Source organism: Luteimonas sp. GW821-FHT14E02 (genome assembly GCF_058803905.1).
Genome location: NZ_JBXAPK010000001.1, coordinates 15,768 through 37,918 on the forward strand (window position 1 = coordinate 15,768; position 22,151 = coordinate 37,918).

Below are 22,151 nucleotides of genomic sequence, written 5' to 3' on the forward strand. Positions count from 1 at the left end.
ACGGGGTTTGGCCTGCGATACTGCCTGCCGCGCCGTTTGCGGTGCATTCCGCATGTTCACGCAGCGACTCCGGGTTTGAAGTCGCGCGTGATCGACTTGAACGTGCTCATCTTGTCGGAGCCGTAGGAGTACATGTCCTGCTTGCCGAAGATGTTCAAGGTTTCACCGGTGATACCATCGGCCGCCTTCGAGGCAAGGAACAGCACGACTTCCGCCACCTGCTCGACCGGCATCGAGGCGCTGCGGAACGCCGCTGGCGTCATGCGCGTATCGACGAAGGCCGGGCAGACCACATTCACCTGGATGTTCTTCTGCTTCACCTCCTCCGCCAGGGATTTGGTCAAGCCGACCACCGCATGCTTGGCGGCACAGTAGGCACTGAACAGCGGGTAGCCGATCACGCTGGCCGCCGACCCCAGATTGACGATCTTTCCGCCACCTTGTTCGATCATCTGCGGCAACACGCTGCGGCTGCACAGGTAGGCGGCCATCAGATTGATGTCGATCATCTCGCGCCAGGCCTTCGGATCGGACTCGGCCAGCAACATCGCGTGATTGGCACCAGCGTTGTTGATCAGGATGTCGACGCGTCCGAAGTGCGCGATCGCCTGCCGCATCATCGCCTCGACCGCTGTTTCCTGTGTGACATCGGCGGTGATGGCGATCGCATCCGGCGTCACGCGACGCACTTTCTGCAGGGTCTCTTCCAATGGTCCCGACGAGCGCGACACCAGCACCAGCCTGGCGCCCTGTTCGGCGAAGCGAATCGCCATGTCGCGACCGATGCCGCGGCCGGCGCCGGTGATGACGGCGATCTTGCCGGTGAGCGGCTTCAATGTCGCGGGTGCCGGAGCCACCGCGGACAACGGTGCGATGACTTCCGCGTTCGCGGCAACCAACTGCGCAGGAACCGACTGCACCGCTGCCGGCATCGACCTAGCTGCGGGCGCCTGTGTCAGCACATCACGCAACAGCTGCATGTAACGCTCGCCGACGCGACGGATGGTTTCGGCGCGATGGAAATTGCTCGAATAGGCCAGCTCCACCTGCAGCGTGTTCTCATCGCCGATGCTGAAGAACACCTCGATCAACGCGCTGCGCTTCTGTTCCGGCAGGTTGAACCGCTGGTCCCAGTCGCCGCTGTCGAATTCGAACAGCCTGCTCTTGGGCAGCTCGCGGTTGCCGAGATAGTTGGCGCGCACCGGCGTGAGCTTGTTGTCCGGGTACAGGTGCCCAGGCAGCCTGTCGGCGACGAGATCGTAGCTGATCCCGTTCAACGGCACCGCATCGAACCCTTGCTTGATCGCCTGCAGGAGATTCTGCCAGCCGGACTGGGCGTCCACATGCACCGCGAGCGGATAGTTCACGGCGAAATTACCGACGCATTCGAAGAACGTCGCGCCATCGCCAAGATCGCGGCCATGCGTGCGCTGGCTCAGGGCCACCTTTGGATTTCCGCTCCACTCCGCCAGCGCCCGGTACAGCGGCGCCAGCAGCAGGTGATAGAGCGTGCTGCCATACTGCTGGCGGGCGCGCTGCAGGCTTGCCGTTTCCACGGCATCGAGGACGAAGCGCTCGCTTGCCGTCGAAGCCTCGGTGTTCTCGCCGTTGCGATGATCCAGCGGCACGTTGAAGGCCGGATCGGTGGCCGGGAACTGTTTGGTCCAGTAGTCGACGTAGCGCGCTACCGCATCACGCGTGCGCTTCTTCTCCAGCGCTTCGAGATAGGTGACGAACAGCGGCGGATCTTCGTGTACTTCGCGGTCCTCGCCCGCCAAGCATTCGCTGTACAGCTGCCACAGCGACTTGAAGGCCACGCCGTTGCCGAGCATGTCGCTGATGATGTGATGACCGACGATGCAGATGTCATAACGATCCTCGGCCTCCTTGATCACCAGCACCGACCACAGCGGCCCGTTGCCATCCAGGCGCAGGCCCTTCACGCGCTCCACGATCAATGCGCGCAGCTGCTCCTCGCGCACAGCTGGCGGAAGATGCGTGCCGTCGTACACCTCGGCCTGCGGCCACGCACGCGGTTCAGGGAAGTTCTGGTGCCAGACGCCACCCTTCTGATGAAACACCGAGCGCAACGCGGCATGCTTCTGCGTCAGCTTGCGCAGGGCACGATTGAATGTCTCGATGTCGAGCGGTTGCAGGTAGCGGAAGCGGCTGAAGCCGGCCCACTGATACGGTGGCTCGAAGTAGTTCAGCAGCCAGCTCTGTGCCGGCCCGAGCGGGAAATCGATCGTGTTGGCGACAATCTGGTCTTCCAGCGTCTGCGCGGGCGCTTCCACCGCGGGCGCGCTGGCGGGCACCGCAGGCGTCACCGGCACGGACGTCTTCCCGCGCGCGGCGATCGCCTTGCGGTCGAGCTTGCCGTTCTGGTTCTTGGGCAGGCTCGGCAGCCAGTCGAACGTGTTGGGCAGCATGTAGGCCGGCAGTTTCCTGGCCAGATGCTCGCGCAAGGCGCGCGGCTCGGTGTACTCGCCCGAGAGCCAGGCCTCCAGGCGCAGATGTCCATCGCCGTGATCGACTGCCAGCACCGCTGCCTCGCGCACCGCCGGATGTGTGCCAAGCACACTCTCGATCTCGCCGAGCTCGACGCGGAAGCCGCGGATCTTGACCTGGCTGTCGACACGGCCGCGATAATCGAAACTGTTATCCGGCAGCTGCACGCACAGATCGCCGGTCTTGTAGAGCGTCGGGCACGGCACATCCGGGAACGGATTGACACGGAAGCTGTCGGCCGTGCGCTGCGCATCGTGCAGATAACCGTGCGCGAGTTGAATGCCGCCGATCCACAGCTCGCCCTGCTCGCCTTGCGGGACGCGTTGCATGTTCTCGTCGAGGATGAGCAGCTGCACGTTCGGCATGGCGTGGCCGATCGGCACGCGTGCCATGTTCAGATCGGGCATCCGATCCATCTGCCAGGCGCTGACGTCGATCGATGCCTCGGTCGGCCCGTACAGGTTCGCCATCTTGGCGCCGAAGCCGAAACGAGCGAACCAGCGCCGCACATGCGTGACCGGCATTGCTTCACCGCTGAACACCAGCTGCCGCAATGCGGGGAACGCGATGGTCTGCGTCTCGACGGCGTTGAGGAACTCGCCGAACAGCGAAGGCACGAAATGCATGACGTGGATGCCATTGTCGCGAATCCATTGCGCCAGCGCCCAGGGATCGCGCAGTGTCGCCGTCGACACCGGGCAGACCGTTCCGCCCACCTGCAGTGGCCAGAACAACTCCCACACCGAGATGTCGAAGCAGATCGAGGTCTTCTGCGCGACGCGCTCGCCCGGCTGCAGTTGGAACAGCTGCTGATGCCAATCGTGGCGATTGGCGTAGCCGCGATGGCCGAGCACGACGCCCTTCGGCCTGCCGGTCGAGCCGGAGGTGTACAGCACGACCATCGTGTCGTCGGGTTGGCTGATCTGCGCCAGATCGGCGTCCGGCTGCGCGCGCCACTCGGCACGGCCGACACTGTGCAGGTTCGACGGCGCTGCAAAAGGCTTTTCGTCCAGATAGACCAGATGCCGCAGCGGCAACGACGGCGACAGGCAGGCGGCCATCTGCGGGGCGACCGCGGTTTCGGTGAGCACGGCGGTCAGCTGCGCGTGCTCCATGATGTAGGCGATGCGGTCGCTTGGATAATCCGGATCGAGCGGCACGTAGCCGCCGCCGGCCTTGAGGATGCCGAGCAGCGCGATCTGCATGTTGATGCCACGATGCGCCATTACGCCGACCAGGCTGCCGCGCGTCACGCCCAGCGCGCGCAGTTGATTCGCGAGCTGGTTGGATTGCCGGTGCAACTCGTCGTAGGTGAGCGACGCGCCGTCGGCCTGGACCGCCACCGCTTGCGGCGTGCGCGCGCATTGCGCGATGATCTGTCGATAGGGCATGAGGGCCGTGTCGGCATCATGGGATACCGGCGCACTCGCTGATGCAGGCGCGGCTTGCTCGCCGCCCAGCTGCGCCACCATCTCGCCCAGGCTTCTGCAAGAGAGCAATTTCTGACGATCGAAGCGTCCTGCGGAGAACTGCTCCAGTCGCGAGACGATGCGAATGCGTTCAAGCGAGTCCAGGCCGAGATCGGCCTCCAGATCCTTGTCCAGATCGGCGGCGGTGAGCGCGCGATGCATGATTTCCTCGGCCACCTGACGCACCTGATCGGCCTGCACTGAATCGATCGATGTCGTCCGCGGCGTAGCGGCCTGCGCGAGTTGTGGAGTGCGGAACACGGCCAGGCTGCGCAGCTGCACCAGGAAGGCTTCGGCGACCTTGGCGATGAAATCGATGTCGTAATGGTTGGCGTCGTAGTTGGTGGTCATCTCCAGATGGCCGTTGAACTGCTCGATCACCGTGTCCAGCGTCCCGGCGTTGGTCACTGTCGCCGCCTGATAGTCGACCACGCGCAGCCCGGCATACTGCTCGGCGATGTGGGTATTGCCGATGTAGGGCAGGAACAGGTTGGACTTCATGCCCGCGCGGATCAGCGGACCGTGCGCTTCGGGAATGCGGCCGTGCTCGAGCTGGAAGCGATCGCGGATCGTATGCGCGAGCGAGCGCGTCTGCGCGCGATCGACACCCTGCCCGATCGCGCTTTCGATGCCGCGGTGGACGCGTTCGAGCAACGTGTCCCAGGCCTCGCTGGCGGCAGGCGGCGCGAAGTCCAGCGCCAGGTTTTGCGCGAAGCAACCGATGATCCCGCTGGCGTCGATGCCTTGATAAACGCGGCCGCTAGTCGGGATATTGACGAAGATGGGCTTCTCTTCGTTGACGAATCCGGCGACGGTGCGCAGATAGGCACCGACCAGCACGCTGTTCATCGACACCCGCAGTTCGCCGGTCAGGCGTTGCAGGGTCTGCGTGGTGCCCTTGTCGAGACGGAAGCGATAGTTGCGCACTTTCGCCAGGGCTTCGGCGCGCGGGCGGTTGTTCGGATTCCAGACGAAGGATTGCTTGCCCTGGCGCTTGAGCAGATCGGCGATGGCCTGATCCTCGGCGGGATCATGCCAAGCGTTGATGCCGTCGACGACTTCGCGATAACGCTGCAGCGACGTGGCCGGCGGCAGCGCCGCCGGCTGACCATTCGCCGCGGCGGCATACAAGGCCAGGAATTCGCGCATCACCTGCTGGTTGCTCAAGCCGTCGGAGATCAGGTGATGGTTGGTGAAGAACACCTCGTGCAGATCATCGGACAAACGCCAGGCGAAGAAGCGATGCAACAGAGGATCACTCAGTGCCCACTGGGCATTCACGTTGCGCTCGACTTCGGCGGCGACAGCCTCATCCTGCTGCGCGCGTGGCAGATGCCGCAGATCCGTGAGTGACAGCGCGGGCGCCTGCACCTGCGCCTGCACTTCGTAGCGATACTCCTTGAAGCTGCGTGCTTCGGCCGGGATCACAAAGCGAGCCCGCAAGGCGGGATGGCGACCGAGCAGCTCGTTCCAGGCGCGCTGCGCCAGCTGCAGGTCGAACGGCCCCTGCAGGCGCACGCGCGAGCACAGGCTGCAGGTGGACACCGCCCAGTGCGAGACCAGGAATGGGTATTGCGAAGGCAGCAGGTTCAGTTCGCCGCCTTCTGACAGTGCATTGCCCGGCCAGGACGCCACGTTCGCGGATGTGTCCACCTGCGACTGAGGCGCCGGCATCGCAGCCGCGGTGACAGACGGCCCGGAGGCTGTATTGTCGGATGTCTGCCAGGGCGCAAACAGTTGCACGATTTCGCGCAACGTCTGCACCTGCATCAACTGATCGGTCGGCACCTGCGCGGCGAACGCGTCGCGCCGATCGGCCGGCACCAGGCTGAGCAGGTTCGAACTCAGCTCGACCATCTTGATCGAATCGATGCCGAGGTCGCCTTCAAGGAAGAGATCGAGGTCGAGATCGTCGGGGTTGTGACCGGTGATCTGCGAGATCAACGCAAATACGCGTGGCGCGAGATCCGTGGCGCCCAACCCCTCCCCCTGCGACTGCAGGGGGAGGCTGGGAGGGGGTGCCGCCGGCACAAAGACATTCTCCGGAAGCGTTGCTGTTACGGGCACAGCCTCTCCCCAACCTCGGCCGCTTGAGGCGACCTCGATCCCTGCAGCCGCAGGAGAAGAGGCAGCAATGCCCTCACGCGTGATCGCAGGAATCGAAGCCGTCTCAACCGGCTGAGAAGCCGGAGCGCCATCCCACCCTTGGAAAATCGTCTCCAGCTCACGCAGCGTCTGCACCTGCATCAGCCGATCGGTCGGCACCTCTGCCATGAAACGCTCACGCAGCGGCTCCGCGACGATCAACAACAGGCTTTGCGTGAGCTCCACCATCTTGATCGAATCAATGCCGAGATCGCTTTCCAGGAACTGGTCGGCATCCAGGTCCTCCGGTTGGTGGCCGGTCACGGCCGAGACGGCGATGCGCAGACGTTGTTGCAAGGAATTGGAATCGGTAGCCATGGAATTCACCTGATCGATAGGCAACGGCATTGATTGGTCACGACACCTGGCTGAGCTCCTTGCGGAGCTCCTCGGCCAGGGCCGTGCGTTGTGCGGTCGAGAGCGCCTGCTGTGCCAGCGCGACTGGCTGCAGGCGTGTGAGCGATTGCGATGACGGCGCGGCCGGCTGTAAGCGTGGCAGCGAGGGCGATATCTTCGGCGTCGCGATGGGAACCAGCGTCGGCGCGCTCGGAGCAGCCACCTGCGCCGGTGCAGCGATGACGGCCTGCTGGCCCGGAACGGTCAGCGCCTTGTAGCGGTATGGCTTGTTCTCGAACGGATAGGTCGGCAGCGGCACGCGACGCGCGCCCGCCGTCGCCAGCACGCGGGCATTGAAGCGGATGCCACGCACATACATGCGGCCGAACAGCGCCAGCAGCCGCTCGTGGCCATCGCGCGCCTGCCCGGGCTCGGACACGCCGAGCCAGTTGCCGGCGTCGGCGATGCCCAGCTGTTCGCGTAACTCGCGCGAGCCGCCAAGATGCACCAGGCCGTAGTCGCCGCGCGCGAGTTCCTGCACGTCCTGCGCGCCGAGACGACGCGGCTGTTGCAGATAGGCGCTCAGCTGCACCGCCGCCTGGTCCTGATTGCTGCGCAACACCGCACCCGGCAGCACCAGCGGGCAGTGCCAGCTGTCGCCGCGCGCCTCCGACTCGAATGCGCCATCGACGATTTCGTGCCGGCCAAGCGCATACCGGCTCAACATCGCCACCGCCTGCTTCAGGCTCAACATTCCGAGCAGACAGGCGCCGGCCAGCACTCCAGTCCCTTCCGCGACGATCGCCGCCGGCTTGATCTCGGCCGACATCAACAACCGGCCGAGCGCGTACTGCACCGCGAAGGCATACAGCAGCTCATCCAGATGCTGCTGGTTGAGCGGATTGCTGTAGGCCATCGCATCGCGGTAATAGCCCTTGCAGTCGGCGCAGATCTGCTGCAGCAGCGGGAAGGCGTCGATCAGTTCCTGCGCCTGTTGCGCGTCGAGCGGATTGACGCCATCCAGCACCAGGCTCACCTGCGGCACCTGCTTGGGATTGCCGCGACGCACCTCGATGCCCGGGGCTTCGCGTCCCGCGGACAGGGCGGCGAGCTTGCTCTGCAGATCATGACGATCGCGCACCAGCAACGCGGCCTTGAAAGCGAGATCGCGCTGTGTGCCATTCATGCTCAGGCACACCTGCGACGGCCTGTATTCCGGATGCTGCTCCACGGCGCCGAGCAGACGCGTGGCGATCTCCTGCAACACATTCTGCGTGCGGCCGCTGAGCAGTAACAGCTGCGTCGCATCCTGGCTCTGCACCGGTGGCGGCAGGCGCGGCGCCTCCTCCAGCACGACATGGCAGTTGGTCCCACCGAAACCGAACGAATTGATGCCCGCGCGCAGTGGCTGATCGCCACTCGGCTGCCACGACAGCGGCCGTCCGGCCACGACATGGAACGGCGAGCTGGCGAAATCGATGTGTGGATTGGCCTGGTTGTAACCGATCGTGGCCGGAATCGTGCGGTGCTGCAGCGACAGTATCACCTTGATCAGACTCGGCAGACTGGAACCGGACAGGCTGTGCCCGAATGCCGCCTTCAACGAACCGACCGCGCAGAACTGCTTGCGATCGGTGAACTTGCGGAACGCCTGCGTCATGCCTTCGATCTCGACCGGATCGCCCAGCGGCGTGCCCGTGCCATGGCATTCGACGTAGCTGACCAGATCCGGACTCAGACCGGCGTTGACGTAGGCCTTGCGCAACGCTTCGGCCTGGCCGCGCGGATTCGGCGCGGTGATGCCGTTGGAATGCCCGTCGTTGTTGATCGCCGATCCCTTGATCACAGCATGGATATGATCGCCATCGGCGATCGCATCCTTGAGCGGTTTGAGGATCACCGCCGACACCGCCTCGCCGAGCACCATGCCGTTGGACTTGGCATCGAACGGCAGGCATTCGCCGGTCGGCGACACCGCGCCGAGACGGCTGAGGAACACGAATGGCGTGTCGCAACCGGTCAGATAGGCACCACCGGCGATGGCGATGCGTGATTCGCCCGCACGCAGGCTTTCGCAGGCCAGGTGCAGTGCAACCAGCGACGACGAGCACGCGGTGTTGACCATCAGATTCGGTCCGCGCAGATCGAGCCAGTGGCTCACACGCGCCGGAATTTCGTTGAGGCCCTGCCCCGCCACCGCATCGGAGATCAGCTCGGCCGGCCGCATCACGTCGTTGAGCGTGCCGAGCAGCTCCGCGCGCGCGGTTTCTGGCAGCTGTTTGAACCACTCCATCCGCGCGTAGCGGCGCAGCAGCGCCTGGTAACGCTGATGGCTGACGAAGTGTTCGCCATACTGGTTCTGCTCGCAGCCGACATAGATGCCGATCTCGCGCGTGCGGAAATCACCGCCGTAGCCGGACTGCTGCAGGGCTTCGAACGCGACTTCGAGGAACAGCCGCTGCTGCGGGTCCATCGCCTCGGCCTCGCGCGGCGAGATACCGAAGAACATCGGATCGAAATCGTAGGGCTTGTCGAGGAAGGCGCCCCATTTCGTGTAGCTGGTATGCGCCTCCTGGTCTTCGGCCTTGAAGTAGTCCTCGAGCGACCATTGATCCGGCCGGACCTCGCGGATCGCCTTGCGGCCTTCGATCAGCGCCTGCCAGAACTGCTCCGGCGTGTCGGCGCCCGGCATGCGCAGGGACATGCCGATGATGGCGATATCGTGATCGCGGACGTGGGGGAGATCCGCGTTGGACTCGATGGAGATTGCGCTGGGCGCCGAGCTCGTCGCGCCGAGAGGGATCAGGGACGATGCCGCCGATACTTCAACGGTTTCGCGCGCGGCGGGCTCACGCGTCAGTACCGCTTCCGCGCGCAGATATTCGACCAGGGCCGTCGGCGATTGATGCTCGAACAACAGCGTCGGTGGCAGCTTGGTCTGCGTCAATTCGCCCAGCCGTCCCGCAAGTTTCACTGCCGTCGCCGAATCCAGGCCGAGATCGTGGAAGTTGCGGAACATGTCGACCTGCGACGCCGGAATCTCCGCGAGTTCAGCCACCAGCGTTTGCACGACCTGGTACCAGTCCTGCAACGGCTTCCCACTTTCATTTCCCTGCTGAGCGGGAGTCGGAACAATGAAACGCTCTTCATTGGCGGTGCGCGCCGGCACGGGTTGCAAGGCAAGCAAACGCCCGGATTCGGCGGTACCACTCCAATCCTGCACACGAGGCGCGGGAGCTTCCGACGCGGAAGCCGTATCGTTGGTGACGATGCGGTATTCATCGCGCGCGAAGGGATAGGTCGGAAGCCCGATCCGCCTCGGCGCGAAATCGGCGTCCCAAGCCTCCCAATCCGGTTCAACACCATTGAGATACAGCCCGCCCAATGCGGGCAGCAGCCCATGCCAGTCGTCGCGCTTGCGATCGAGCGTCGGAAACACTTGTGCCTGCGCACCCAGGATGTGACGGGCGAGATTCGATAACACCTTGTCGGGGCCGCATTCGATGAAGACGCCGATGCCACGCTCGGCCGCCAGTTGCACGCTCTGCTCGAAACATACCGGCGCCAAGACGTGCTCGCGCCAATACTTAGCGTCCAGAGCACGATCCTCGATCCATTGGCCGCCGAGATTGGAGATCAGCGGAATCTTCGGCGCCGAGAATTCGATTTCGGCCAGCACCTTCCCGAACGCATCGAGCATCGGTTCGAGCAGCGGCGTGTGGAAGGCATGCGAGACCTTCAGCGCGCGACAGACCTTGCCCTGCGCCTGCAGCTGCTCCTGCAGCTTCGCCAGCGCATCCAACTTGCCGGACACGACCTGGTGATTGCCGTTGTGGGCGCCGAACCAAAGTTCTCCCTCGTAGGCGGCCAGCAGCGGCGCGAGATTCTCCTGGGATTCGAACACAGCGGTCATGCCACCGCCGGCCGGCAACGCCGCGATCAGCCGTCCGCGCGCGGCGATGATCTTCGCTGCGTCCTCAAGCCGCATCACGCCCGCCAGACAGGCCGCTGCGTATTCACCGACGCTGTGGCCGAGCATGCAGGCCGGCTTGACGCCCCAATCCAGCAACAGCCGGCCGAGCGCATAGTCGATGCTGAACATCAACGGCTGCGTCAGCCAGGTCTGCGCGAGCAGCGCTTCATCGCTGTCGGCGGCGTACAGATAAGAAAGCAACGGCTTTTCGAGTTGTCCCTCGAAACAGGCCGCGCATTCGTCAAGAATGCGCTTGAAGCTCGGCAGCGTGTCGTACAGGCGGCGCGCCATGCCTGGATACTGCGCGCCCTGGCCCGTGAACATCAGCGCGACCTTGGCCGGCGCTTGCGATGCGCGAGCGCGCTTGTATTCGCCACCGGCGAGCTGCTCGGCCAGCGCTTCAACGCTGTCGCCGACGACGAACAGCCGTTCTGGCAGATGTGCGCGACCGGTATGTTGCGAAAATGCAATATCAGCCGCACCGACATCAACAGCGCCGACATCGATCGCGGCTTGGTCGGACCACCGTTGCAGCGCCGCGGCCAGATCGCTGGCGCGGCGCTGCAAGGCGGCCTCGTTCTGGGCCGAAAGGCACAGCAGGTGCTGCGGCCGCTCGGCGCGCGGTTCATGGGCGGTCGACCGGAATTCTTCCACCACCATATGACAGTTCGTACCACCAAAGCCGAAGGAGTTGATCGCGCCACGTCGCGTGCCTTGCTTCGGCGCTTCCCAGCCTTGCGCTTCCTGCAATACACGGAATACGGGCTTGCCTGTTGTGGAATCGATCTGTCCGTCGATCTGCGCGTTGACACGCTTCACGTGCAGGCTCGGTGGCATCTGCCGATGCTGCAGCGCGAGCACCAGCTTGATCAGGCTGGCGACACCCGCCGCACTGAGCAGATGGCCGATGTTCGCCTTCACCGATCCGACCACGCAATCATCCGGAGCGCCGAGCTCCGAGAACACGTGCGCCAATGCGCGCAGCTCGCTCGGATCACCGATCGCCGTGCCGGTGCCGTGTGCTTCCACGTACTGAATATCGGCGGGCTTCAAGCGACCATCACGATAGGCGCTGGCGACGGCAACGCGCTGACCATCGGGATTGGGCGCCATCACGCCAAGCGAGCGGCCATCATTGTTGATCGCAGAGCGCTTGATCACCGCCAGCACCGGATCGCCATCGGCCAGCGCGCGCTTGAGCGGCTTCAATACCACGGTGCCGGCACCCTCGCCCGGCACCATGCCGTCGGCCTCGGCGTCGAATACGCGGCAACGACCGCTCGGCGAGAGCGCGCCGGCGCGCGAGAACATCAGATAAGGCGTCGGCGTGAGATTGAGGTTGACGCCACCGGCCACCGCGATCTCGCATTCGCCGCGCCGCAGGCTGTCACAGGCCAGATGCACCGCCACGAGCGAGGACGAGCAGGCGGTGTCGACCGCGAGGCTCGGTCCCTTGAAGTTGAGCGCGTGCGAGGTGCGCGCGGCGATCATGTTGAGCAGATTGTCGACCAGCGTGTTGGGCTGCAGCTCGCTATCGCCGAAGCGCGTCTTCCATTCCGCGACCAGCGCCTCGCGCTGCTCCTGCGGCAGGTTGCGCACGCTATCGAAGCCTTGCAGACGCTGCAGGTCCAAACCATGCAGATGGTGTTCCAGATAATTCAGATGCCCAGCGCCTACGAACACGCCCACGCGCTTGCCCTGCGTGCGCGCACCCGCGTGGCCGGCGCGTTCCAGCGCTTCCCACGTCGTCTGCAGGAACAGACGCTGCTGCGGATCCATGATCCGCGCCTCTTCGGCGCTGATGTGGAAGAACTCCGGATCGAACGCATATGGCGCTTCGATGAATCCACCCCAGCGCGAATTGCTCTTGCCGGCCACACCGGGCTGGTAGTGGATGTCGGCATCCCAGCGATCACGCGGCACTTCGCTCACGCAATCTCGGCCCTGGATGAGGTTGTCCCAAAAGGCTTCCGGCGTGTCGGCCTGCGGGAAACGGCAGGCCATGCCGATGATCGCGATGTCTTCGTCGTTGTCGATGCTGGCGGCAACGGTCTTGGTTTCCGCCAGGACGGCGTGATCGTGCCGTGCCAGATGCGCTTGTAAGTAGGCCGCCATCTCCTCGATGGTGCGGCACTGCAGAAGGAATTCGTGGCTGAGCGTGGTCGCCAGATCCTGTTCCAATGCGCCCAACACCTGCACCGCCTTCACCGAGGAGCCGCCCAGCTCCAGGAAGGGGCGATCCAGCGGAATCCGTGTTTCGTCGCGACCGAGGATCTGCGCCCAGATTGTGCGGATCCGCGTCTTCAACGTCTCCGCAGACGGGGCCTCGATGCCTTGCACCGCTGCTTCCGCCCGCACCGGCTCGGCGAGCAGATCGTCGGCGGTGAACGTGCTGTCGGCGAATTCGCCGGCCAGGAAGTCCTTGCGCATCGCGAAGCGCTGCAATTTTCCGCTGGTCGTGCGCGGCACCGACTTGATCGCCACCAGATAGTCGGCGGCGATGCCGAACACCGCGTTGATCTTGCGCCATACCTCTGCGAGCAAGTCCCTGCCCTGCTCGCCACGGACGCCGACGAACAGCGCCACGCGTTCGCGGCCGATATCCGCGTCATTCCACCCACAGGCGATGACCTTGCCGGTGGCGACGCCTTCCACGCTTTCCGCGCAGGCTTCCAGGTCGTAGGCGAAGAACTTCTGCCCATCGACGATGATGATGTCCTTGGCGCGACCGGTGATGCTCAGACGCCCGTCGATCATGAAACCGAGATCGCCGGTACGGATCCAGTCGCCATCCTTCGCTTCGCTCGTGGCCTCCGGATTGGCGTAGAACCCCTGCGTGACGTTGAGGCCACGGATCTGGATGTGTCCGACGTTGCCTTCCGGCAACAGCTTGCCGGTATCGTCCACCACGCGGCATTCGCTGGCGGCGATCGGCGGGCCTTCGTCGGGAATCAGGATCGCCTCGGGGTCGTGCTCGTCGACCACTTTCACGCGGCCGCTTTCCGCCAGCAGGCGACGATCGACAGCGCGAATGATGGCCGGCCGCCCCATCGGCGGAATCGCCAGGCCGACGCTGGCCTCTGCCATGCCGTAGACCGGGTACACCACTTCCGCACGCAATCCAGATGGCGTGAGTGCCTCGGTGAATTCGCGCATCAGCGGCACCGAGATCGGTTCGGCGCCGTTGAGAATGACGCGCAAAGCGCTCAGGTCCAGTGCTTGCACGTATTCCGGCGTGAGCTTGTCCAGCACTAGCCGATAACCGAAATTCGGCGATCCGGTCAGCACCGCGCGATGCTGGGCGATCTTCTCCAACCACAGCAGCGGCCGTCGCACGAACAACTGCGGCGCCATGTTGATCTGCTTGGCGAGCCCGGCCAGCGGGAACAGATGCAGGCAGATCAGTCCCATGTCATGACTGAAAGGCATCCAGCTCGCCGTCGTCTCGCCGGACTTGTGCTCCGTGGCGAGCATCAGCGCCTCGACGTTGATCAGCAGATTGCGGTGCGTGAGCGTCACGCCCTTGGGGCTGCCGGTGCTGCCGGAGCTGTACTGGATGAAGGCGATGTCGTCCGCACGACCAGGCGCGGGTTCGGCTTCGGTGCCGGGACGGTCGAGGTCGTCGCCGACCAGCACGCGCATGTTGCTCGTATCGATCAGCTCCGTCTGCACCAGCTTCTCGGCGAGCGTGCGATCGCCGAGGATCGGCCGCTGTTCCAGCTGCTGCCAGACCTCATACACCTTGGTCAGCGCGTTGTTCGGCGAAGTGAACGAGGTCGGATACGTCAATGGCGCCGGCACGATGCCGCCGAGAATGCAGGCCCAGAACGTCACCAGAAAATCGGGGCCGTGGTTGACCACCATCGGCACCGGAACGCCGGTCGGTACACCGGCTTCGCGCAACCCGGCCAGCCGTGCCTTCGCTTGCTGCAGGATCTGTGCGTAGCTGACGTTGAGCTCGCTGCCATCAGGCTGCACGAACACCATGCCGACGTCGTTCTCTTGCGCGCCTCGCAGCAGCAGATCGGCGAGCGAGCCTTCGGCATCGAGGATGCCGGCCGGCGCGCGCCCGATCGCATGCGACATGGCGGGTGTCTTGCGCTTGTTGCTGCGGACTGGTGCGGTTTTTTTCGCAGATTTCTTGGCCATGACGGAATCCGATGAGTTTCCCTGTTCGTTTCGGAAGGAATGGAGCGTGTCTTGACTGCATGCCTACTGCGCCGGCGATGGAATCGCGTCTGCCGGGATATCGACCTTGCCTTCGGGCCACACTGGCGGCGCGGCGTTCTCACGAATCGGCTTCGCCGCTGGCGTCTTTGCGCGTCTGCCGTCAAGCCAGGCCAGCAGTGCCGGCGTCAGGCTCAAGTCGGCGATGAGTGCAAGCGCCACCATGATGCTGATGAGCAGACCGAAGTAATGGTTCGGCTGGAACTGCGCGAGAGTAAACATCGCGAATGCGCAGATCAGCGTCAGCGTCGTTGCCAGCGCGGGCGTGCCGATGTGGCGCATCGTCGACACCGATGCGGTTTCCGCGTCTTCTCCGGCCTTGCGGTATTTGAAGTAGTGCGCCAGCAGATGCACCGTATCGTCGACGACGATGCCGAGGCCGAGCGCGGCCACCATCAGCGTGCCGACGTCCAGCATGATGCCCTGGAGCGCCATCAGGCCAAGCACGATCACCAGCGGCGCGACGCTCGAGAACACGCTCACTACCCCGGCGGTGACCGAGCGGAACATCAACAGCAGCACCGGAATGATCACTAGCAGGTCGAACGCCAGCGACTTGACCATGCTGTCGGTCAGATTGTTGCCCATGTTGGTGTACAGCACGTCGCGCCCGGTGAACTCGAGTTTGGCGTGCTTGAGGTTCTGCGCCGCCCAGGCGCTGATCGCGTCGATGTTGCGACGGCTGATCTTGGTGGAAGTCAGCGGACGAATCACGGTCACGCGCGTGGCCGAGTTGTCGACGTTGAAACGGTCGTTGATGTCCTGACCAACCGGCACCGACAGCGAATACAGCAACAGGTACTGCGCGATGGCCTCATCGCTGTCCGGCAGCACGTGGTAGGCCTGATCGTCACCGTGCATGGAGCGGTTGATGTTGCGCAGGATGATCGACAGCGAATACACGTTGGCGAAATCGACCGGCGCGTCTTTCTTCAGGTATTCGCTCAACTTGTCGAGGTCATGCATGTAGTCCAGCGTCTTGATCGACTCCGGCCCCTTGCCGCGCACCACGATCTCGTACACCGCGCCACCCGATCCCTTCGTCTGGATGAAGTTGATCGAATCGCGGAACCAATGCCCCTCGCGGAAGTACAGGCTGGGGTTGGAGTCCACCGTCAACCTCGGAATGAAGGCCGCGAACAGCACGGTGAGCGCCACCCAGCTCAGGATCACCGGCTTGCGATGACGCACCACCCATGCACCAAGGCGGCCTAGCCGCGAGGACAGATCGAGCGCGGCCAGCGGCGAGCGGCCCGCCTTCTTCGGATAGAAGCTCAACAGCGCTGGCACCAGGCTCAGCGACAGCACCATCAGGAACATTGATCCCACGCAGGCGAGGAAACCGAACAACGTGACCGGCACGATATTGCCGACCATGAACGATGCGAATCCAAGCGCGGTGGTGATGTTGGTGAGCACAACCGGCACGAAATTGTCCGCCAGCGCCTCGCGCGCGGCGTCCTTCGAGGTCGCGCCCTTGCGCTTCTCGTCGAAGAAAGTGGCCAGCACGTGCATGACCGTCGCCACCGAGATGCCGAGCAGCACTTGCGGCGTGATCGCGGTCACCGCGTCGATCTTGAAGCCGAGCAGGCCGTGCAGGCCCAGCGTGGCGGCAATGGTCAGCACCGCCACCACGAGCGGGATGATCACCGCCCAGACCGAGAAGAACAGCAGCGCCAGGATCGCCACCATCGCCAGCAACAGCAGCGGCATCAGCTTCGCGCCGTCGCTCTTGGAGACCTGATCGAAGGCCTCGTCGGTGATCGGGCCGCCGGCGATGTGAAAGGTGTAGCCGCTGCGCGCGGATTCCTCATCGAGGATCTGCTTGAGCTGGGTGTAGACCGCGTGCGGCAGCTCCGGATTGATCGCGTTGGGCGCGAACTTGCCGCGGATCACCGCGACCTTCTGATCCTTGGTGAGCAAGGCGCCGGTGATCAGCGGCTCGCCGGCGATGTATTCGGCACCAGCCTTGATCGCCTGTGCATCCAGGGGCTCGTCGGTCGGGAACAGATCCTTCACCGAGATGCCGTCATCGGTCGCGCGCGTGGCCTGGAAATTGCTCAGCGAATCGACCCGCATCACGCCGCGCAGGTGCCAGAACCTGTCCGTGAGCCGCTGGATCGCCTGGATCGGTTCCTTGCGCAGGATGCCCTGCTCGTCCTCGAAGGCGACCACGAAGCTGTCGTCGTTACCGAACTCGCGCAGGAACTTGTCGTGTTGCGCGAGATAGGGATCGTCCGACTCGAACCAGATGCGGTAGTTGGTGTCGAACTTCAGCCGGTCGGTGAAGGTGCCCAGCGCGATCGTCACGATCAGGCAGGTCAGGATCACCACGATCCGGTTGCGGATGATCCAGGCGGAGTAATTTTGGACGAAGTCGGAAAGCTTCATGTTCGCGGCTCGGAAGTTGCGGAGATTCAGAAGTTGCGGCGCAGGAACAGGCTGATCGCGCCGTCATTCCGCTCCGTATGGCGGGGACTCGGGTAGTAGTTGCGGGTATCGGTGTAGCGCAGCACCACGTCGTAATCCGGAATGGGGCTGATCGTGTATTCGAGCCTGTAGACGTGGCCCGTGGTGTTGTCCAGATCGAGGAAGGTGCCGAGCAGAAGCCGCTGTTGATGACGGTCGTTCACCGTCCAGCGCAGCGCCGCGAACAGATCGTTCTGCATCAGCTCGTGCGCGGCCACGTTACGGGTGGTGGCCAGGTATTCGCCATAGAACGTCAGATCCGAGTGCCGCCAGATGCTGCTCGCCGTGTACTCGACACCGACCGTGTACAGCAGCGCGTCGCGATTGTTCCGCTGGCCACTGTGGCGATAGACGAACTCGCCCTTGAGCAGCCAGTCGCCGATCACCTTGGTCATTTCCAATCCAAGCCGGCTTGCGCGGTACGTTTCACCGACCAGTTCGCCGCGCTCGGCATCGAAATCGAAGCTGGCGTTGCGCTCGAAGCCGTTGAAGTAGCTCACTCCCCAATCGAAACCATCGCCTTGCTGGAAATACCGCAGCGCCCATTGATCCGACTTCCAGCCGCTGTCCGGATAGTCCTCCGGAACGCCGCCGCCGATGCTGTAGTACGAGCGGCGACCGGCGAACTGCGACGGCTCGTAATACGGCAGCCAGTACAGCGCGAGATCGCTGGAATCGAAGCGCCAGCGCATGCGCGCCGCCGTCTGCCCGATCTTCATCGGTTCGACGATGTCCTCCTCGTAATCGCGCGCATTGACGATGTCGAGATGGCTGACACTCTCCACGCTGCCCCAGGTGACCAGCTGATTGCCCACGCGCAGATCCCAATCATCGGTCGCGTATTGAATCCAGGCCTCGTCGAAGCGGGTCGCATCCCGATCGTCGTTGTACTTGTCCTCGCGCACGAAGGCGCGCACACCGACGCTCCAGTTCGATTCCGCCGTGTAGCCGACCTCCAGCTGCCCCTTGAATGCCAGGTTGTCGCGTTCCTGGCGCGGGTTGACGACGCCGTCGACACCGACGAACTGGGGATATCGCGCGCCCTCCAGGCCGGCGAAGCCTTTCCAGCTCCACTCGGCCTGGGCGACCGAGGCCCAGGCAAGCGCGGCGATACCGGCGGCGATCGTCTTCGTCGAGATCACGTCATTGCACCGCGTTGAATTCCTGCACGCTGAACTCCTGCTCCGGCAGCTTCTGCTTCACCGCAACCGTGTCGAAGCTCATCGTCGACTTCTTGTTGGTCTGCACGTTGGTGACGGTGACCTTGGTGACGCGCCAGAAACCGTCCACCAGATGATGGCCTTCCATCTTGCGGCGCTTGAGCAACTCGCCCTTGCGGTCGAAATAGTCCGTGCGCAGCTCCTGCAGGTTGTCCTTCATGCGCCAGCGGACGACCTTGGAATAGCCCGAATTCTTGTTCTTCGGAATGCGCTCGATGACGTAGCAATCCTTGCCGTCAATCACCTCGTCACCGAGGTATTTGAAGGTGTACTTGTCGAACTGGCGCACGACCAAGTCTTCATAGGAGAACTCGGACCCCATGAACGAGCCGCTCTGATTGCTGGAAGCGATGCGCTTGACGCGCTTGATCGCCGGCAGGAACAGCCACTGATCGTCGTCGCCGGAGCCCTGCTCGTGCGTCAGTACTGCCGCGCCCTTCATGTCGGCGGGATAGACAAAGCGCATGACGGTCTTGTCGCGGCGGTTCGGGCCTTCGAACCCTTCGAAGGTCAGCTTGCGCACCGTCTCCTTGCCATCGGCGCTGATCAGGGTGAGCGTCATATCGCGCGTTTCGCCGATATAGCCGCTCTGCATCTTGTCCTGATCGCGCTCGATGCCTTCGCCGGTGAGTTTGGGATCGCCCGGCTTGATGCTGGCGCTGGCGAGCGCCGAGGCCAGAAGCAGGGCCGAGGTCAGGATTGCTTTACGCATGTGCAGGCTCCAGGTGTTGATACAGATTGAGAAAGGACAGTGCGTCGCCGGCGAAGGCCGCGACACGGCGGGTGAGGCCGTGCAGGGTTCTCCCGCAGCCGACCTCCAGAAAACGATCGATGCCCTCGCGCGCGCGCAGGTTGCCGATCGCGGCATGCCACATCACGGGGCGATGGATCTGCGCAGCCAGATGCGCGCGAAGATGTTCCGGTACCGATTCCCGCGTCCCGCTGACGCTGCAGTAAAAGGGAATCCGCGGAGTCTTGAATTCGAAATCCCGCAGCAGGCGCGCGACATGCTCGGCCACCGGCGCGGCGCGCTCGCTGTGCCAGGCACCCGCGACATCGACGGGAAAGCAGTGTCCGCCCGCGGCCGCAATCTTCTCGATCACGTCCCGCATCGCCGACTCGCTCGCCACGAACGTCAGGTGATCGGGCGCGTTCCAGCCGGCGACCTCGACATCGTCCGCTGCCGTGACGGCAAGCAGTTTCTCGGCGGAAAGATCGAATGCGGCCGTCAACCGCCCCGCATGGCATGGCGCGACTTCGCGCAGCAAGCGTCCACGGCGCGCGGCGATCGTCAGCGCACTGGTGCGATCGATCACGCCGGCGCAGCACAATGCGGCGATGGCGCCGGCACTGTATCCGGCCACCGCCGATGGTTGATGTCCACGCTCCTGCAAGAGCGCGGCGTAGGACAATGCGAATGCGGTGAGCATCGGCTCGAGTACGGCCGGATCACGCAACGTGTCGGCCGAAGCTTCCTGCGCCAATCGGCGCAGCGGTTGTCCGCACAGAGCTTCGGCTTCCTCGAAGATGCCGTGCACGACGGCGACGGCGAACGGAAAGCCACGCCCCATGCCGGGATATTGCGCACCCTGCCCCGGGAACACCCAGGCCGTCTTCGCGATCATGACGCGCTCTCGCGAAACGTATGCGCGCTCGCGCTCACAGCGCCATTCCGCTGCATGCGGAGCGAGCGCCTTCCGAGGCGCATGGGCATGTATTGGGAGGCTGCGCGAGACATGGGCGGCGTGTCGTGCTCAGGCAGCGATTTCGGCGGACGCCGCCGCCGCGACAGCCGAGGGAATTTCGATCCAGCACGCGAAGATCGGATGATCACCGATCACCAGTGGCGGACCGGCGCGATGCGCGCGCACGCCCGCCGCGCGCAGCAGCCGCTCGATGCCGATCGGGGACACGGAGATCAGATGCTTCGCGCCATGACGCGCCGCACAGGCGATCGCCTCATGCAGCAGCTTGATCGCGGTGGTCGACGAAAGCTGCCCACGCGCCGTATTGGCCGGATTGTCCGGATCCACCGCCGCAAAACGCGAGAGCTCCCAGACCTCGGGAGAATTCGGCGCCGGAAGCCCGTTCAACAGCTCCGGGAAGATTTCGCCCAGAAGATAAGGGCGGTTGGTGGGCAGCAGTCGCGCGCAGCCTGAAACGCGACCGTCGCTGTCCTGTGCTACGACATAGATCGTGTCGGGACGATCGAACTGGTCAAGCTCTGCGTTGTTCTGTGTCTGCAGCTGCCAGCCCAGCCGCTCGACAAAAATCTTGTGACGATAATTCGCGACCTTCGCATGCACCCCTTCTGGAAGCGTCGCCGGAGCACCTGAAATGACTCGCATATCTCCCCGCTCATTTTTTGGATGGCGATTAGGAGTATTGCGAGTGAAAGATCAATCACGTAACTGTCAACGTTATCAGGGGCTCGAATAACGCGCGTCGATCGTCTTCATCACGACCGGCTGCCACGGCAATGAATCGATCGCGGATTCGATCAGTACGGAAGTTTTGTCGAAGCCGAGATCGCTGCCGCGCACATCGACGAGCATGACATTGCTGCGCGGTTCACCCACGCGCACGAGGTCCGGACTCCCGCGCAAGGTGTCCAGTTTCCAGTCCCATCCCAGCGTGATGACGGGCACGCTTCGCGTCACCCATTCGGTATAGCCTGAGATCGTCGCGCGCGTGGCGCCGTGAAGACTTTGTTCGTGCAAGTCTTCGTCCAACCCCGAGAGCAAATGCACTAGAGGGAGATCCAGAAGCGCGGCCAGCTTCAGACGGACGATCCCGTTTTCGGCGAGCTTAATCATCCAATGGCATCCCTGCGACCGCGTATTTAATAAAGAAAAACATTGTGCTCATGAGTAATTTTGATTACTTGGTCACGCAAGATACATATGGCTTCTTTAGCGTAGTAGTGTCAGTTCTGACAGTTATCGATCCAAAAACCCGATCTACTTTTGGGGGAGTAGATCTTTCACGCGCCGCAGACATTACGTTCCCTTAGATTGAGGCCGAATCGTGACTTACGTCATCGTTTGCGACAGATTGGGCCTGGGGAGGCGCCATGACCACCTGGAATGAAGAGCTGCTTCACGCGTTGCTGTCCACTCGTGGCGAAGAAGCTTTGTTCAAGAAAATCACTTCGATCGCGCAAGATCTCGGGTTCACTTATTGCGCCTATGGAATGCGCACGCCTTTGCCGTTGACGCAACCCAAGACCGTGATGTTCAACAATTATCCGGTTGCCTGGCAGAAGCTGTACCAGGAAAAGAACTATCTCGCCGTCGATCCCACCGTGCAGCAAGGGATGCGCTCGCTTCTGCCGACCACCTGGTCAGACAGCACCTCCGCTTCGTCGCCGGAATTCTGGGAAGACGCTTATTCGTTCGGACTGCGATTCGGTTGGGCACAAGCCTCGAGCAGCCCGGATGGCACGCGCGGCATGCTCACGCTGGCGCGCTCCGACGACCCGCTCTCCGAAGCCGAACTCAAGGACAAGGGTTTGAAGATGATGTGGCTCTCGCAGACAGCCCACCAGGGCATGGCCAGTTGCCTGGCCGGCAAACTGATGCCGGAAACCACGCAGAAGCTGTCGGAGCGGGAAGTGGAGGTCCTGCGCTGGACTGCGGAGGGCAAGACTTCTGGCGAGATCGCGCAGATCGTCGGCATCACCGAGCGCACGGTCAACTTCCACATCAACAATGCCATGATCAAGTTGAACGCGACCAACAAGACCGCGGCTGTCGTTCGTGCCGTCGTGCTTGGCCTGCTGCTGATGTAACTGTCTGCCCGCTC

The 22,151-nt window shown here is 63.5% G+C and carries 9 protein-coding genes; 1 reads left to right on the forward strand and 8 read right to left on the reverse strand.

Annotation, left to right across the window (positions count from 1 at the left end; translation table 11 throughout):
* Window positions 1–56: 56 nt before the first annotated feature.
* The 8 genes from AC1RNP_RS00085 to AC1RNP_RS00120 all read right to left on the reverse strand — a co-directional run bounded on the left by AC1RNP_RS00085 (window position 57) and on the right by AC1RNP_RS00120 (window position 21,163).
* Window positions 57–6,440: an amino acid adenylation domain-containing protein gene (locus tag AC1RNP_RS00085; RefSeq protein WP_493049176.1), complete on the reverse strand. Its 6,384-nt coding sequence runs from the start codon at window positions 6,438–6,440 to the stop codon at window positions 57–59.
* A gap of 37 nt (window positions 6,441–6,477) precedes the next feature.
* Complete coding sequence (locus tag AC1RNP_RS00090; RefSeq protein WP_493049177.1) at window positions 6,478–14,580, reverse strand: beta-ketoacyl synthase N-terminal-like domain-containing protein; 8,103 nt, start codon at window positions 14,578–14,580, stop codon at window positions 6,478–6,480.
* Between the two features lie 63 nt (window positions 14,581–14,643).
* Window positions 14,644–17,049 (reverse strand): efflux RND transporter permease subunit, encoded by a 2,406-nt coding sequence (locus AC1RNP_RS00095; protein WP_493049178.1) that lies wholly within the window; start codon window positions 17,047–17,049, stop codon window positions 14,644–14,646.
* Window positions 17,050–17,075: 26 nt separating this feature from the next.
* Window positions 17,076–18,269, reverse strand: a complete 1,194-nt coding sequence (locus AC1RNP_RS00100) for a hypothetical protein (protein WP_493049179.1) — start codon at window positions 18,267–18,269, stop codon at window positions 17,076–17,078.
* A gap of 1 nt (window position 18,270) precedes the next feature.
* On the reverse strand, window positions 18,271–19,059 hold the full coding sequence (locus tag AC1RNP_RS00105; protein WP_493049180.1) for an outer membrane lipoprotein-sorting protein: 789 nt from the start codon (window positions 19,057–19,059) through the stop codon (window positions 18,271–18,273).
* Window positions 19,052–19,972: an ACP S-malonyltransferase gene (locus AC1RNP_RS00110; RefSeq protein WP_493049181.1), complete on the reverse strand. Its 921-nt coding sequence runs from the start codon at window positions 19,970–19,972 to the stop codon at window positions 19,052–19,054. The genes AC1RNP_RS00105 and AC1RNP_RS00110 overlap by 8 nt, the downstream gene beginning before the upstream one ends.
* A 129-nt stretch (window positions 19,973–20,101) precedes the next feature.
* Window positions 20,102–20,695 (reverse strand): acyl-homoserine-lactone synthase, encoded by a 594-nt coding sequence (locus tag AC1RNP_RS00115; protein ID WP_493049182.1) that lies wholly within the window; start codon window positions 20,693–20,695, stop codon window positions 20,102–20,104.
* A gap of 75 nt (window positions 20,696–20,770) precedes the next feature.
* Window positions 20,771–21,163: a DUF4902 domain-containing protein gene (locus tag AC1RNP_RS00120; RefSeq protein WP_493049183.1), complete on the reverse strand. Its 393-nt coding sequence runs from the start codon at window positions 21,161–21,163 to the stop codon at window positions 20,771–20,773.
* 257 nt (window positions 21,164–21,420) lie between these two features.
* Between AC1RNP_RS00120 and AC1RNP_RS00125 the strand changes: the two genes are divergently transcribed.
* Complete coding sequence (locus AC1RNP_RS00125) at window positions 21,421–22,137, forward strand: autoinducer binding domain-containing protein (RefSeq protein WP_493049184.1); 717 nt, start codon at window positions 21,421–21,423, stop codon at window positions 22,135–22,137.
* Window positions 22,138–22,151 lie beyond the last annotated feature (14 nt).

Coding starts and splice junctions, on each gene's coding strand:
- AC1RNP_RS00085 (WP_493049176.1), bottom strand. CDS start 6,440: ATGGCTACCGATTCCAATTCCTTGCAACAACGTCTGCGCATCGCCGTC.
- AC1RNP_RS00090 (WP_493049177.1), bottom strand. CDS start 14,580: ATGGCCAAGAAATCTGCGAAAAAAACCGCACCAGTCCGCAGCAACAAG.
- AC1RNP_RS00095 (WP_493049178.1), bottom strand. CDS start 17,049: ATGAAGCTTTCCGACTTCGTCCAAAATTACTCCGCCTGGATCATCCGC.
- AC1RNP_RS00105 (WP_493049180.1), bottom strand. CDS start 19,059: ATGCGTAAAGCAATCCTGACCTCGGCCCTGCTTCTGGCCTCGGCGCTC.
- AC1RNP_RS00110 (WP_493049181.1), bottom strand. CDS start 19,972: ATGATCGCGAAGACGGCCTGGGTGTTCCCGGGGCAGGGTGCGCAATAT.
- AC1RNP_RS00115 (WP_493049182.1), bottom strand. CDS start 20,695: ATGCGAGTCATTTCAGGTGCTCCGGCGACGCTTCCAGAAGGGGTGCAT.
- AC1RNP_RS00120 (WP_493049183.1), bottom strand. CDS start 21,163: ATGATTAAGCTCGCCGAAAACGGGATCGTCCGTCTGAAGCTGGCCGCG.
- AC1RNP_RS00125 (WP_493049184.1), top strand. CDS start 21,421: ATGACCACCTGGAATGAAGAGCTGCTTCACGCGTTGCTGTCCACTCGT.